General features: G+C 70.9%; 15 protein-coding genes. 10 read left to right on the forward strand and 5 right to left on the reverse strand.

The features are described from left to right. Positions 1 to 22: 22 nt before the first annotated feature. Both OG456_RS09755 and OG456_RS09760 read right to left on the reverse strand, forming a co-directional pair. Entirely contained in the window at positions 23 to 1,171 is a 1,149-nt protein-coding gene (locus tag OG456_RS09755; RefSeq protein ID WP_266559235.1) for a hydrolase, read from the reverse strand. Further along, on the reverse strand, positions 1,168 to 1,659 hold the full coding sequence (locus OG456_RS09760) for an SRPBCC family protein (RefSeq protein WP_266559237.1): 492 nt from the start codon (positions 1,657 to 1,659) through the stop codon (positions 1,168 to 1,170). The genes OG456_RS09755 and OG456_RS09760 overlap by 4 nt, the downstream gene beginning before the upstream one ends. A gap of 206 nt (positions 1,660 to 1,865) precedes the next feature. Here OG456_RS09760 and OG456_RS09765 point away from each other — a divergent pair, with 206 nt between their 5' ends. From OG456_RS09765 to OG456_RS09780, 4 genes are all read left to right on the forward strand, one after another. Then, complete coding sequence (locus tag OG456_RS09765; RefSeq protein ID WP_266559239.1) at positions 1,866 to 2,651, forward strand: SDR family NAD(P)-dependent oxidoreductase; 786 nt, start codon at positions 1,866 to 1,868, stop codon at positions 2,649 to 2,651. Between the two features lie 71 nt (positions 2,652 to 2,722). After that, complete coding sequence (locus OG456_RS09770; RefSeq protein WP_266559241.1) at positions 2,723 to 3,295, forward strand: flavin reductase family protein; 573 nt, start codon at positions 2,723 to 2,725, stop codon at positions 3,293 to 3,295. Further along, on the forward strand, positions 3,292 to 4,224 hold the full coding sequence (locus OG456_RS09775; protein ID WP_266559243.1) for an MBL fold metallo-hydrolase: 933 nt from the start codon (positions 3,292 to 3,294) through the stop codon (positions 4,222 to 4,224). Before OG456_RS09770 ends, OG456_RS09775 begins: the two co-directional genes overlap by 4 nt. Before the next feature lie 120 nt (positions 4,225 to 4,344). Then, on the forward strand, positions 4,345 to 4,494 hold the full coding sequence (locus OG456_RS09780) for a hypothetical protein (protein WP_266559245.1): 150 nt from the start codon (positions 4,345 to 4,347) through the stop codon (positions 4,492 to 4,494). A gap of 113 nt (positions 4,495 to 4,607) precedes the next feature. Here the strand turns inward: OG456_RS09780 and OG456_RS09785 are convergent, their stop codons facing one another. Beyond that, entirely contained in the window at positions 4,608 to 5,066 is a 459-nt protein-coding gene (locus OG456_RS09785; protein WP_266559247.1) for a nuclear transport factor 2 family protein, read from the reverse strand. 147 nt (positions 5,067 to 5,213) lie between these two features. Between OG456_RS09785 and OG456_RS09790 the strand changes: the two genes are divergently transcribed. Beyond that, on the forward strand, positions 5,214 to 6,209 hold the full coding sequence (locus tag OG456_RS09790) for a TAXI family TRAP transporter solute-binding subunit (RefSeq protein ID WP_266559249.1): 996 nt from the start codon (positions 5,214 to 5,216) through the stop codon (positions 6,207 to 6,209). 17 nt (positions 6,210 to 6,226) lie between these two features. Here OG456_RS09790 and OG456_RS09795 read toward each other — a convergent pair whose 3' ends face one another. Then, on the reverse strand, positions 6,227 to 7,633 hold the full coding sequence (locus OG456_RS09795) for a HAMP domain-containing sensor histidine kinase (protein ID WP_266559251.1): 1,407 nt from the start codon (positions 7,631 to 7,633) through the stop codon (positions 6,227 to 6,229). A gap of 9 nt (positions 7,634 to 7,642) precedes the next feature. Next, the gene (locus tag OG456_RS09800) at positions 7,643 to 8,329 is read right to left on the reverse strand and encodes a response regulator transcription factor (RefSeq protein ID WP_266559253.1); all 687 of its coding nucleotides are present in this window, start codon (positions 8,327 to 8,329) and stop codon (positions 7,643 to 7,645) included. A 293-nt stretch (positions 8,330 to 8,622) separates the two neighbouring features. On the opposite strand from OG456_RS09800, the gene OG456_RS09805 reads away from it, so the two are divergent. From OG456_RS09805 to OG456_RS09825, 5 genes are all read left to right on the forward strand, one after another. Then, a complete protein-coding gene (locus OG456_RS09805) occupies positions 8,623 to 9,399 on the forward strand; it encodes an amino acid ABC transporter ATP-binding protein (protein ID WP_266559255.1) in 777 nt (258 codons plus the stop codon). Positions 9,400 to 9,472: 73 nt separating this feature from the next. Next, positions 9,473 to 10,393, forward strand: coding sequence for a glutamate ABC transporter substrate-binding protein (locus OG456_RS09810; RefSeq protein ID WP_266559257.1), 921 nt, complete (start codon positions 9,473 to 9,475; stop codon positions 10,391 to 10,393). 135 nt (positions 10,394 to 10,528) lie between these two features. Next, the gene (locus OG456_RS09815; protein ID WP_116509108.1) at positions 10,529 to 11,176 is read left to right on the forward strand and encodes an amino acid ABC transporter permease; all 648 of its coding nucleotides are present in this window, start codon (positions 10,529 to 10,531) and stop codon (positions 11,174 to 11,176) included. Continuing rightward, the gene (locus OG456_RS09820) at positions 11,173 to 12,060 is read left to right on the forward strand and encodes an amino acid ABC transporter permease (protein WP_266559260.1); all 888 of its coding nucleotides are present in this window, start codon (positions 11,173 to 11,175) and stop codon (positions 12,058 to 12,060) included. The genes OG456_RS09815 and OG456_RS09820 overlap by 4 nt, the downstream gene beginning before the upstream one ends. Before the next feature lie 185 nt (positions 12,061 to 12,245). Then, positions 12,246 to 13,853, forward strand: a complete 1,608-nt coding sequence (locus OG456_RS09825; protein ID WP_266559262.1) for an FAD-dependent monooxygenase — start codon at positions 12,246 to 12,248, stop codon at positions 13,851 to 13,853. Positions 13,854 to 13,953: the final 100 nt, after the last annotated feature.

The raw sequence follows: 13,953 nt of genomic DNA on the forward strand, positions 1-13,953 counted from the left end.
CCCCCTCGCCGTGCGGTACGGATCAGCCCTCCGGGCCGAGCAGCACCGCGGAGTAGTTCTTGCGGGCGGCGGTGTCGTACTGCAGCGCCACATGGCTCGTCGCCGATGTGATGTCCCGCCAGAAGCGCTGGAGCGTGTGCCCCTCGCCGAGGCCGCCGGTCCCGGCCGCGCCCACGAGGAGGGCCACGGCCTCGCGCAGGATCTCGGCGGCGAAGGTGGCGTTCCGCTCGTTGCGCGCCATGTGCTCGGGGGTGAAGAGGCGCTGGTCGAGGACCTGGGCGTTCTCCATGACGAGGTGGCGTGCGGCGTCGATCCGGCCGGAGGCACGTACGACCGTCAGTTCGGCGGTCTGGTTGCGCCGGCGCCCCTGGATCGATCCCGTACAGGCGGCCAGCGCGCCGGTGGCGGCGCCGACGACGGGGGCGATGAAGGTCAGGCCGCCCACCGCCTGGAAGGGCACGTTGTGCGCGGACACGCGCGAGGCGCCGTTGCGGCCGGTGAGCATGTCGGTGCGGTCGAAGGTCAGATGCTCCGGTACGAACACGTCGTCGACGACGACCGTGTGGCTGCCGGTGGCCCGCATCCCGATGCTGTCCCAGGTCTCGCGCACGGTGTACGTGCCCCGCGGCAGGGTGAAGAAGCGCAGTTGCGGTGGTCCCTCACCGCCCGCGACGGCCGCACACACCATCACCCAGTCGGCGAAGTCGACGGCGCTGACGTAGGCCCACTCGCCGGTGACCCGCCAGCCGCCGTCCGCCTGCCTGGCCCGCCCGGCGGGCATCAGACCGGTCGCCACGACCGTGTCGGGGCCCGCGCCCCACAGCTCCTGGTGTCCCTGCTCGGGCAGGTGCGAGGCGAAGCGGGCCGAGTACGCCGCGAGCGAGGCGCACCAGGCCGAGGCGGCGCAGCCCTCGCCGACGGACATGACGGCCCGCGTCAGGTCCGCGAACGAGCCCTCCGTGCCACCGAACCGCGCGGCCACGAAGTGCCGGGCGAACCCGGCCTCCCGTATCGCGTCGGTGACCTCGCGGGACAGGCTGCGGCCCGTGTCCGCGTCCGCCGCGTGGCGCGTCGCGAGCAGGCGTATCCCGTCGGCGGCGGCGACGAGCCCGGTGGCGGGGACCGCCGGGCCGGCGTCGGGAGCGGCGAGGACGCCGAGGTCGACGCTCACGATCCTGACCCGTCCGTGAGGGCGCGGGCGAAGCGCTCCAGCGTCTCGCCGGGGCTCGGCCCGTCGAGCGCCTTGAAGATCCGCTCGGCGCCGGGTCCGTGGCGGTCCAGCTTGACGTGGGCGAGCGAGACACGGGTGTGTCCCGCGTCGACGGCCTCGAAGTCGACCTCGATCTGGCTGGCGCCGTCGTCGGTGGGAATGGACTGCCAATTGGGGTCGATCCGCCAGGTCATGACGACGCGGCGGCCCGGCACCCACTCCAGCACGCGGCCCCAGGCGATCTCGGTGCCTTCCACGTCCCACTCGTAGTAGCGCCCGCCGACGCCCGCCTCGAAGGCGAGGCCGGCCCGCTCCTTGCGCACCAGGATGTGACTCGGCGGCCACCAGTCCGCCGGGCGCTCGGTGAAGACCTTGAAGCACTCGTCGGGCGTCGCCGCCACGGTCACCGACTTCCTGACGTCGGGCAGGGTCTGCGTCTGCTCGGGCACGGGGCCTCCTCGCTCCGGCCAGGTATCCGCCCGGCCACGGCATCGAATGCACCCAAGCTGACGGCCCGCGCTAGGCCCCGTGTCGAGTACGGCTCGAACAGCCGGCCTCCACCGCGGCTCCACCCGGGGGCGAGAAACCCGCAAGGCCACGGGCCCACCGTCGAGCCGACGTGGACCGGATCGACACGAGCGATGGGGAGAGCACGATGACAGACGCGGGACGACGAGTGGCCTTCGTCACCGGGGCGACCAGCGGGATCGGCCTGGCCGTGACCGAGCTGCTGGCCCGGCAGGGCGTCGCGGTGTTCGGTGTGGCGCGGGACGCGGAGAACGTCCGCACCATGGTCAAGGCGCAGCGCGAGCAGGGCCACGAGGTGGCCGGCACGGTGTGCGACGTGACGTCCGTGGCGCAGATCCAGGAGGCCGTGGCCGCCGCCGTGGCCGAGTACGGCCGCATCGACATCCTCGTCAACAACGCGGGCCGCGGCGGTGGCGGGGTGACCGCGGAGCTGCCCGACGCGCTCTGGGACGACGTGATCGAGACCAACCTGAACGGCACCTTCCGAGTCACCCGGGAAGTGCTCAGCACGGGCCTGATGCGCGAGGGGTCCTGGGGACGGATCATCAACATCGCCTCCACCGGCGGCAAGCAGGGCGTCGAGCTCGCCGCGCCCTACTCCGCCTCCAAGCACGGAGTGATCGGCTTCACCAAGGCCGTCGGCAAGGAGCTCGCCGCGACCGGCATCACCGTGAACGCCGTCTGCCCCGGTTACGTCGAGACCCCCATGGCCCAGCGCGTGCGGCAGGGCTACGCGGGCCACTACGGAGTGAGCGAGCAGGAGATCCAGGAGAAGTTCAACGCCAAGATCCCGCTCGGCCGTTACTCCACCCCCGAGGAGGTCGCCGGGCTCGTCGGCTACCTCGCGTCGGACCCGGCCGGGTCCATCACCGCCCAGGCCATGAACGTCTGCGGTGGGCTCGGCAACTACTGATGGCCCCGGTGCCGCCGATCCCGGCGACGCCTGCGACGGCCCTGACGACGAGCAGAAACGGAGTACCTGACATGACTGCTGTGACCGCCGGCGCAACTCTCGCCGAACCCGACGTGGCCGCCTTCCGGGCCGCGATGGGCCGATTCCCGACGGGCGTCACCCTGCTCACCCAGGGAAGCGGCGACGAGACCATCGTGATGACCCTGAACAGCCTCACCTCGGTCTCGCTCGACCCGATGCTGATCCTCGTCTCCGTCAAGGCGTCCGGCCGGATGCGCCCGCGGATATCGCAGGCGGGCAGCTTCGCCGTGAGCGTGCTCACCGAGGCGCAGCTGGATCTGGCGCTGGAGTTCTGCCGGCCCGACCGGCCGGAGGGCCGCGCCGCGATGCTGCGTCTGTCCGCCGAGGAGGGCGTCACCGGCAACGCCGTGCTGCCCGCTGCGGAGACGTACGTCGAGTGCGTGCTGGACGCGGAGTACACGGCCGGCGACCACACGCTGCTGATCGGCCGGGTCGTCGCCCTGTCCGGCGGGTCGTCCGAGCCGGACCCGCTCCTGTTCCACCAGGGCAAGTTCGGCCGGCTGTCGCCCGCCTCGTCCAGCTCGTCCGCCTCGTCCGCCGAGCAGAGGGAGGCGGCCGCGTGAGTGCGACCACTGCGTCCTCGGTGGCTGCGCCCGGCAGCCTGCGGCAGGTCGCCGACGGGGTGTACGCCTTCGTCCAGCCGGAAGGCGGCTGGTGCCTGAACAACGCCGGCCTCGTCGCCGGCGGCGGCCAGGCGGTCCTGATCGACACGGCGGCGACCGAGCCCCGCACCCGCAGGCTGCGCGAGGAGGTGGAGCGCGTGGTGCCGGGCGGCCCGGACTACGTGGTCAACACCCACTTCCACGGCGACCACACGTTCGGCAACGGCCAGTTCACGCCGCGTGCCGCCGTCGTTGCGCACGCGGGCACCCGGTCCGACACGCAGGAGGCGGGCCTCGGCCTGCGCCACCTGTGGCCGGACGTCGAGTGGGGCGAGACCCCGCTGACCCTGCCCACACTCACCTTCCGGGACGAGCTCACCCTGCACGCGGAGGGCGGCCTGCGCACCGAGCTGCTCCACGTGGGCCCCGCCCACACCGCGAACGACGTGATCGCGTGGGTGCCGGAGCGCGGCGTGCTGTTCACCGGGGACGTGGTGTGGTCGGGGGTGACCCCGTACCTCCTGATGGGCTCCGTCACCGGGTCGCTGCGGGCCCTGGAGCGCATGCGCGCGCTCGGTGCCTCCGTGGTCGTCCCCGGGCACGGTCCGGTCGGCGGCCCCGAGCTCCTCGACGCGACGGAGGCCTACGTCCACTGGCTCCAGGACCTCGCGCGGGACGGCCTGCGGCGCGGCGTGGGCCCGCTCCAGGCGGCCCGGGACGCGGACCTCGGCGCGTTCGCCGGGCTCCTGGACTCCGAGCGCCTGGTCGGAAACCTGCACCGCGCGTACGCCGAACTCGAGGGCCTGGCCCCCGGCGCCCGTATCGACGTCGCGGCGTCCTTCAAAGAGATGGTCGCCTTCCACGGCGCCCTGCCCACCTGCCACGCCTGACCTCCCGGACCGGAACCTCACAGACCGGAACCTCACAGCCCGGAACCTCACAGCCGTTACTCACAGACCGGAGGCCGAGACCCCGCACCGACGAAACCGCCGTACTGAAAGGAGTCGTCGATGGAGACGATTCTGCTGGACCGCGAGACGCATGTGGCACCCCCGACGCACCTGGAGTTCCACGGGGTGCCCTGCCGGATACCTCTACTGCTGGCCGGGGACCTCGACGACGACGGGAGTGAACCCCACATCTGCCGGAGCATCGACTGAGCCGCCGCCCAGAACGTGTCATCGGGCCGGCACATGGCCGAGGGGCCCCTCGAAGGGGCCCCTCGGCCATGTGCCGGATCTCCGTGTTCAGGCCGGTTCCGTGTACGGGCCGGTCAGGAGGCCGCGGGAGCAGCGGGGCTGTCGCGGTGGATGACGCGGGAGCGGGTCAGCAGCCCGCCGTCGCGGCGCACGAGCACGTCGTCGACCGTGAACGTCGGCTGGAAGGAGACCTTCCCCTCGCGGTCGGTCTGGGTGACCAGCGTGTAGTAAGAGACCCGGATGGTGTCCCCGTCCTGGGGGTCGGCCTCTATGAGGAGGTGGCCGAACCAGTGGCGTACGGCGATGTCCTTGTAGCGCGGCAGGTTGGCGCGCATCCCGGCGATCATCTCCACCCGGCCGCTCTGCCGCTGACCGCCCGCGTGGACGACCTCCCCGTCGTCGGTGAACGTGTCGGCGAAGCCCTCGATGTCCAGGGCGTCGACCCGTCGCATCTGCTGGGCGTAGAACGTCTGCACCTCGGCGTACAGGTCACCCGTGACCTGCTGGCGGAGGGTCCCGACGGACTGAGACATGGCGAACTCCCTTCGCGGCGGCCCTTCCGGCCGCCCGTCGTCGGCATCAGCCTGCCGGGCGCGGCTGCAGCGTCACTGGAGAGGCGCTCGCGGTGACCGGCCGGCGCCCCTGGCCAGCACGGTGAGTGGAATGGCAGGATCGCCCGCATGCCCAAGGCCCTCCCCCGTATCAGCAGGCGCCGAGCCCTGGAGGGCTCGGCCGCCGCCCTCGTGCTCCTCGGGCTGCTCCTGTGGTGGCTGCTGCCGCTGGACGACGGGAGGCCGGGGGGCAGCGTGACCATCAGTACGGGCCAGCGGACCGGGGTGTACGAGCGCTACGGCAACCTCCTCAAGACCGCGCTCGGCCACGACCTGCCGGACCTCGACGTGCGCCTGACCAACAGCGAGGGGTCCCAGGAGAATGTCGAGCGGGTCGCCACCGGGAAGGCCGATTTCACGATCGCGGCCGCCGACGCCGTGGAGAAGTACAAGCTTCAGGGCGGTGCCGGAGGGGACCGGCTGCGCGGCTGTGCCCGCCTGTACGACGACTACGTGCAGCTGGTCGTGCCCCGCTCGTCGTCGATCAGGTCGGTGCAGGACCTGCGCGGCCTCCGGGTCGCCGTGGGCGGCAGGGGCTCCGGGGTACGGCTCATCGCGGAGCGCGTGGTCGAGGCCGCCGGCCTCGACCTGGAGAAGGACATGAAGCCGGTCTCCACGGGGATCGACGGCATGCCCCAGGCGCTCAAGAAAGGCGACATCGACGCCTTCTTCTGGTCGGGCGGCCTGCCGACGACCCATGTGCGCAAGCTGTCGGAGAACTACCCCATCCGTCTCGTCGAGCTCGGCAACCTCGTCGACGCCCTGCACAAGCAGGGCGGCGCGTCCCGCTACTACCGGGCCGCCGTGATGCCCGCGGACGCCTATCCGGACGCGCAGCAGGGCGTCTCGGTGCCCACGCTGGCCGTGGCGAACCTGCTGGTCACCACGGACCGTGCGGACCCCCGCCTCACGGAGGCGCTGACGCGCACGGTGATAGACAGCCGCGACCACATCGGCACGCAGGTGCACGCGGCCCAGCTCGTCGACCTGCGGACGGCGCTCTACACGGATCCGCTGGCGCTGCACGAGGGCGCCCGCCGCTACTACCGCTCGGTGAAGCCGTAGGGCCCTGGCCCGCCGCCTCAGCCTTCCCGATGGGTCCGGGGCACCGCCACCGTCACGCGCAGCCCGTGCGGCTCGTGAGGGGCGTACGTGATGGAGCCGCCGCCCGCCGCGAGCAGCGCCCGCGAGATGGACAGGCCGAGGCCCGAGCCCTTGACGTTCTGGTGTCCGGCGCTGCGCCAGAACCGGTCGCCGATCCGCGCGAGTTCGTCCTCGCGCAGGCCCGGACCCCGGTCCGCGACCACGATCTCCGTGGACTCTCCGTTACGGGCGACGCAGACCTTCACCTCCTCGCCGGAGGGGGTGAACTTCAGGGCGTTGTCGATCACCGCGTCCAGGGCACTCGACAGCGTCACGGAGTCCGCCCAGCCGGTGACCGCGGGGCAGTCCTCGGTCAGCGTCACGCCCTTCTCGTCGGCGACCGGCCGCCAGGCGCCCACGCGTTCGGTCACCAGCTCGCCGATGTCCGTGAGCCGCAGGTCCGCCTCGGTGTGTTCGGCGAGGGCCAGGTCGAGGAGGTCGTCGAGGACCGAGGCGAGCCGCTTGCCCTCCGTGCGCACCGAGGCGATCTCCTCGTTCCCCTCGGGCAGTTCGAAGGCCAGGAGTTCGATGCGCAGGAGCAGGGCGGCGAGCGGATTGCGCAGTTGGTGCGAGGCGTCGGCGACGAAGGCGCGCTGCTGCTCCAGGACGTCCTCGACGTTGTCGGCCATCTCGTTGAACGACCGGGCCAGGCGCTGGAGTTCCGGCGGTCCGCCGGCCGAGGCGACGCGGGACTTCAGGCGTCCGGTGGCGATGTCGTGGGTGGTCGCGTCGAGGACGCGCACGGGCCGCAGGACCCAGCCCGTCAGCCGCAGCGCGGCGCCGACGGCCAGGAGCATCGCGGCCGCCTCGCCCGCCGCGATGAACAGCCATCCCTGGAGCGTCTTGGAACGCATCTTGCCGGTGGGCGAGTCGGTGACGACGACCGCGACGACGTCACCGTCGCTGATGACCGGTGACGCGACGACGAGCCGGCCGCGCTGCCAGGGCCACACCTGCCGGGGGTCGTGGCTGCCGCGCGAGAACAGGGCCTCGTCGAAAGCCTCGCGCACGGCTCCGTCGTGGGGCAGCTGCCAGCCGTCCGGGGCGCGCCCCATGGGGTCGCTGTTGCGGTAGAAGACGCCCGCGCGGATCCCGTACACCTCGTAGTAGCGGGTGAGTTCGTTCTGCAGGGTCTGCTGGCGCTCGTCCGTGACGCGTACGCGGGAACCCGTCGAGCGCTTGGTGACGAACTGGGCCAGCGCGGCAAAGCGTGCCGTGTCGTCGATGCGGTCGACGACGACCTTCTGCTGCTGGGCGGCCGCCACGCTCACGGCGAGCGGGAAGCCGAGCGCGAGCAGCACGCCCGCCATGAGGACGATGAGCAGCGGCAGGAGGCGAGCGCGCACCCGCGGCCTCTAGGCGGCCGGCGCGACGAGCCGGTACCCGACGCCGCGCACGGTCTCGATGAGGGCGGGCATGCGCAGCTTGGAGCGCAGGGACGCGACATGCACCTCCAGGGTGCGGCCCGTCCCCTCCCAACTGGTGCGCCAGACCTCGCTGATGATCTGTTCCCGGCGGAACACCACCCCGGGGCGCTGTGCGAGCAGCGCCAGGAGGTCGAACTCCTTGCGGGTCAGTTGGACGACCGAACCGTCCACGCTGACCTGGCGGGTGGGCAGTTCGATGCGCACGGACCCGAGCCGCAGACCGTCCTCGGCCGACGCGGAGGTCTCGTCCGGCACACTGCGCCGGCTGACCGCGTGGATGCGGGCGAGCAGCTCCCCGGTGTCGTACGGCTTCACCACGTAGTCGTCGGCGCCGAGGTTGAGGCCGTGGATGCGGGAGCGTACGTCCGCGCGCGCGGTCACCATGATCACCGGTGTCGCCGTGCGCTTGCGGATCTTGCCGCACACCTCGTAGCCGTCCTGGTCGGGCAGGCCGAGATCGAGGAGTACGACACCGAAGGCGTCCGCCTCGGGGACGAGCTTCCGGAGCGCTTCCTCGCCGCTGCGGGCGTGCGTCACCTCGAAGCCGTGCCGGGCGAGGACCGCCGACAGAGCGGCGGCGACATGGTCGTCGTCCTCGACGAGAAGCAGTCTCATCACGGCCCCCTTCGGTTCATCGGTCGTTCGGTCGTGGCACGCCGACGGGCGCTAACCCTGCGCGCGCGAGAAGCACACCAGGGCATCCACTCCGAAACATAAGGACGCCGTCAAGAGCGTTCCGGTTACCGAAGCCTTCCGTTATCCAGCCGGTACGCGCCGGGCCACCCTCTTCACGCATCGTGTCCGGTCGCGGCCGGATCGTTATGCTCAAGTTCCGCTCAGATGTAATGACGCTGGTCGTACGGCGTCATTACTGTCCTCCCAACCGAGGAGGATGGAGCAAGACCCCGATGACCGATGTATCGGTGACCAAGGACGCCATTCCCGCGGCCGACGAGCTGGTCGTGCTGAATCAAGTCAACAAGCACTTCGGCGCGCTGCACGTGCTCCAGGACATCGACCTGACCATCTCGCGTGGTGAGGTCGTCGTCGTCATCGGACCCTCGGGCTCCGGCAAGTCGACGCTGTGCCGCACGATCAACCGCCTGGAGACCGTCGACACGGGTGCCATCACGATCGACGGCAAGCCGCTGCCCCAGGAGGGCAAGGAGCTGGCCCGCCTCCGCGCGGACGTGGGCATGGTCTTCCAGTCCTTCAACCTCTTCGCGCACAAGACCGTGCTCGAGAACGTGATGCTGGGGCAGATCAAGGTCCGCAAGGCGGATAAGACTGCGGCCGAGGCCAAGGCCCGCACCCTGCTCGACCGGGTGGGCGTCGGCACGCAGGCGGACAAGTACCCCGCGCAGCTCTCCGGCGGGCAGCAGCAACGCGTTGCGATCGCACGGGCGTTGGCGATGGACCCCAAGATCATGCTCTTCGACGAGCCGACGTCGGCCCTCGACCCGGAGATGATCAACGAGGTCCTCGAGGTCATGCAGCAGCTCGCCCGTGACGGCATGACGATGATCGTCGTCACCCACGAGATGGGCTTCGCGCGCTCGGCGGCCAACCGCGTGGTCTTCATGGCGGACGGACGGATCGTCGAAGAGGCCACCCCCGACCAGTTCTTCAGCAACCCGCGCAGCGACCGGGCCAAGGACTTCCTGTCGAAGATCCTGCACCACTGACGCCCACCGAGGCTGACGCACGGGCGTCCGACTTTCCCACGGCCGAATTCTGCCGAAACGAAGGATATTCACCATGAAGCTCCGCAAGTCCGCCGCCGCGGCGGCCACTGTCGCCGTACTCGCCCTCGCCGCCACCGCGTGCGGCGGCGACTCCGGCAACGCCGGTGACAAGCCCGCCGGCGGCGCCGGCGGCAAGGACCAGCCGAAGCTGCCCACGTACACGGTCGCCTCGGGCGTGAAACTGGACTCCGCGACGCTGAAGCGGGCGCAGAAGGCCGGAAAGATCGTCATCGGCGCCAAGAACGACCAGCCGTACCTCGGTTTCCAGGACACCGACGGCAAGCGCTCCGGCTTCGACATCGAGATCGCCAAGATGGTCGCCGCCGACCTCGGCTTCAAGCCGTCGCAGATCGAGTTCAAGACGATCGACTCGAACGTCCGTGAGACGACCATCTCCAAGGGCGAGGTCGACCTCTACGTAGGCACCTACACGATCAACGACGAGCGCAAGAAGCAGGTCGGTTTCGCCGGCCCGTACTTCATGGCCGGCGCCGACCTCCTCGTCCGCGGCGACGAGAAGGGCATCACGGGTCCGGAGTCCGTCAAGGGCAAGACGGTCTGCTCCATCAAGGGCTCGACCCCGCTCCAGGAGATCAAGAAGGCCAAGTACGGCGCCAAGACCGTCGAGCTTTCCAAGTACTCCGAGTGCGTGCAGCAGCTGCTCAACAACGAGGTCGACGCCGTCACCACCGACGACGCGATCCTCAAGGGCTACGCCGCCCAGCGCCCCGGCAAGCTGAAGGTCGTCGGCAAGCCGTTCACCGAGGAGCCGTACGGCGTCGGCATGAACAAGGACGACAAGGCGCTGCGCGAGGCGGTCTCGAAGGCCATCGAGGCGCACGAGAAGAACGGCGACTACAAGAAGGCGTACGACGCGACGCTCGGCCTGTCCAAGTCCGCGTACACCGCGCCGCCGGCGCTCGAGCGCTACTGACGCGCTGACGGTGCGGGCCCCGGCCCGCACCGTACGACCCCCCGGCAGTGACCGGCCCGCCACGGGCGCAACCGCACAGTGCGCCCGTGGCACGGCCCTCGCTGCCTGTCCGCCGCCGCCCACGAGGACATCCCCGTGAACGTATTGCTCGACCATCTCGCGGAATTCCGCGAGGGGTTCATAGGCACCGTCCTGCTGACCCTGGCCAGCGGGCTCCTCGCGATGGTCCTGGGTGTCATCATCGCCGGGTTCCGTGTCTCACCCGTGCCCCCGCTGCGCTTCTTCGGCACCGCCTGGGTCACGCTCTTCAGGAACACCCCGCTGACCCTGCTCTTCCTTGTGGCGTGGTTCGTCGTTCCGGTCATCTTCATGCCGGGCCTCAGCCCGTGGGCCAAGGCCCTCATGGCGCTGGGCTTCTACACTTCGGCGTTCGTGTGCGAGGCCGTCCGGTCCGGCATCAGCACGGTGCCGCTGGGACAGGCCGAGGCCGCCCGGTCCATCGGAATGACCTTCTTCCAGACGCTGCGCCTGATCATCCTTCCGCAGGCCACCCGCACCGTCCTGCCGCCGCTCAGCTCGATCTTCATCGCCCTGACGAAGAACTCGGCGATCGCGGGCGCGTTCAGTGTCACCGAGCTGTTCGGCGTGCAGAAGCTGCTCAGCGACCAGGGCTTCGCCATCGCCTGGATCTTCCTCTGGGTGGCTCTCGGCTACCTGGTCATCACCTTCACCATCAGCGGTCTCTTCCGGCTGCTCGAGCGGCGCATGGGGGTCGCACGATGAGTTCGAGCGTCCTGTACGACGCACCGGGCCCCAAGGCCCGGGTGCGCAACCGCATCTACACGGTCCTCGGCTCCCTCGCCGTGCTCGGCCTGATCGCGTTCACCCTCTACCGGATGAACGTCAAGGGGCAGCTGGAGCCCGAGGTCTGGAACATCTTCAACAACGCCGGTGTGCGGACCAGCATCCGCGACGGCGTGGTCACCACGCTGAAGGTGTTCGCCGTCGCCGGCGTGCTCTCCCTGGTGCTCGGCCTGCTCCTGGCCGTCGCGCGCCTGTCCGAGCACAAGACGGTGCGCTGGGCCGCCACGGGCTTCATCGAACTGTTCCGCGCGATCCCGCTGCTGATCACGATCTACGCCCTGTGGTTCCTGTTCCTGACCTACAAGAACGGCCTCGGCGTCGTCGGCGACAACACCGCCTTCTGGGCGCTCGTCATCGGCCTGACCGTCTACAACGGCTGTGTGCAGGCCGAGGTGATCCGGGCGGGCGTCAACGCCGTGCCGCGCGGACAGGTGGAAGCCGCGTACGCACTGGGGCTGCGCAAGTCGCAGGTCATGACGATGCTGCTGCTGCCGCAGGCCGTGCGCTCCATGCTGCCGACCATGATCAGCCAGCTCGTGGTGACCCTCAAGGACACCTCGCTCGGCTACATCATCACCTACAGCGAGCTGCTGTTCGCGGCCCGCACGATGGCCAGCAACATCATCGTCAACGGCGAGAACCCCATCACCGCGGTGGTCATCGTCGTCGGCGCGATCTACGTGGCACTGTGTCTGGCCCTGGCCGGACTCGCCACCTGGATCGAGCGGCGTGGCCGTCGCGCGAAGACGGGCATCGCGGTGGCAGCCGCGACCGAGCCCTCCGTCGTGGACGGGACCGACTGAAGCGCTCTGCAGAAGAACTGACGAGATGTGAGCAGACGGAGGCAGTGGCATGATCGCCACTGCCTCCGTCACTTGACGCAAGCACCCGCAATGGGTTGCATACGTTCTGTGATCGCGCACCCCGCTCCAACTGCCCTTTCTTGTACGCCTCCCACAGCACTCCCCGGGGCAGGAGGAGCCGCGCCGTGGACCCGGTGATCGTCGTCGGCGCCGGCCCCGTCGGGCTCACGCTCTCCCTCGCTCTCGCCCGCCAAGGCGTGCCCTCCGTCGTGCTCGACGAGGGCCCCGGCAAGGACGAACAGCGCCCCGCACGGACCGTGATCCTCCGCGAGGACACCGCCGCCCTCGTGGAGCGGCTCGCCCGGACGTCGTTCGACGCGACCGGCTCACGCTGGACCGGCTGGCGTTCCCTGCGGCGCAAACAGGTGATGCGGGAGCTCACCTTCGGTGAGCAGATGCCCTCGCCCCTGCATCTGGCCCAGCACGAACTGACGGGTGCCCTGCGGGAGGCCGCCGCCGGCGAGCGGCTCATCAAGATCGCCGTGAACAGCCGCCTCGACTCGATCGAGCAGGAGAGCGGCGCACTGACCGCGCACACCCGCGGCGCGAAGGGCACCTGGTGGCGCGGGAGCTTCCTGGTGGGCTGCGACGGCCCGCGCTCCACGGTCCGCAAGCTGCTCGACATCCGCTTCCCCGGCCGCACGTCCGTCGAGCGACACGCCGTCGCCGCGCTGCGCACGGAACTTCCCTGGCCCGGCGAGGCGTTGCTTCATCGGAGCCTTCCCTGGCGGACGTCGGGCCCGTCCGGCGGGGAGGTCGTCGGCCGCCCCCTCGCCGAGGGCGCCTGGCGCCTCGACTGGCTGCTGCCGCCCCGCAGCGAGCTGATCACGCCCGACATCCTGGTGACCCGCATCCGGGAGACGCTGGCCGGCTGGTGCGCCGGCTCGACACCGCCGTACGAGCTGCTGGACACAGGAGTGCACACGGTTCACCACCGCCTGGCCCGGCGGTGGCGGGTCGGCCGGGTCTTCCTCGCCGGGGACGCGGCGCACCTGCTGGGCGCGCTCGGCACCCAGGGCCTCGACGAGGGCCTGAGGGACGCGGACAACCTCGCCTGGAAGCTGGCTCTCGCCTGGCACGACGGCCCGCACGAGGCGCTCCTCGACAGCTACCAGGCCGAGCGCCGCGCCGTCGTCGCGGGCCGGCTGCGCGCCGCCGACCAGGCACTGCCGATACTGCGGGGCGGCAAGGGGCTGCGCTCGTACGTCGCCGGATCCACGCGCGGCCATGACGCGCTGCTCACGGACGGTCATCTGGGGCACGGGGCGCTGGGCGCTCCGGGGGCGTACGCCGACTCGCCTCTCGCGCCGGAACCCTCCGATGCGGCGGTCGACGTGGGTACGGCTCCGGGCGCGCCGATCCGGGACGTGCGGGTCACGGCCCCCGACGGGTCCTTCGTCCGGCTGCGCGACCGGCTCGGCCTCGGGCACCTGCTCGTCGTCCTGATCGCGCCCGGCACGGGTGTGTGGGAGCGGCGGCACTGGGTCTCGGCCGGGGTCATGCCACGGCTCGCGGCCGCCGTCACGGCCCTGCCGCACGAGTCGGAGCTGCTGGTCGCGGAGAGTTACCCGGGCGCCCCGGCGCACTCCGTTCTGCTTGTGCGCCCGGACGGCCACCTGGTCACGGCCCTGAGCGGGGTGCATCCCGCTCAGCTGTACGCGGCCGCGCAAGCCGCGCTCGGGGGGCCCGTGGAGGACGGCGCGAAGGCCGGGAGCGCCGCCCGAACGAGTTGACCGACCCCCTCCGCCATGGTGTACTCCGAAACGTGACCGACACCGACGTGCGCCTGTGGCGGAGGGTCCATATGGACCTCGTCCGCTATGTGGGCTGCGT

The sequence above is a fragment of the Streptomyces sp. NBC_01446 genome (genome assembly GCF_026340095.1).
Lineage (GTDB): Bacteria > Actinomycetota > Actinomycetes > Streptomycetales > Streptomycetaceae > Streptomyces > Streptomyces aureus.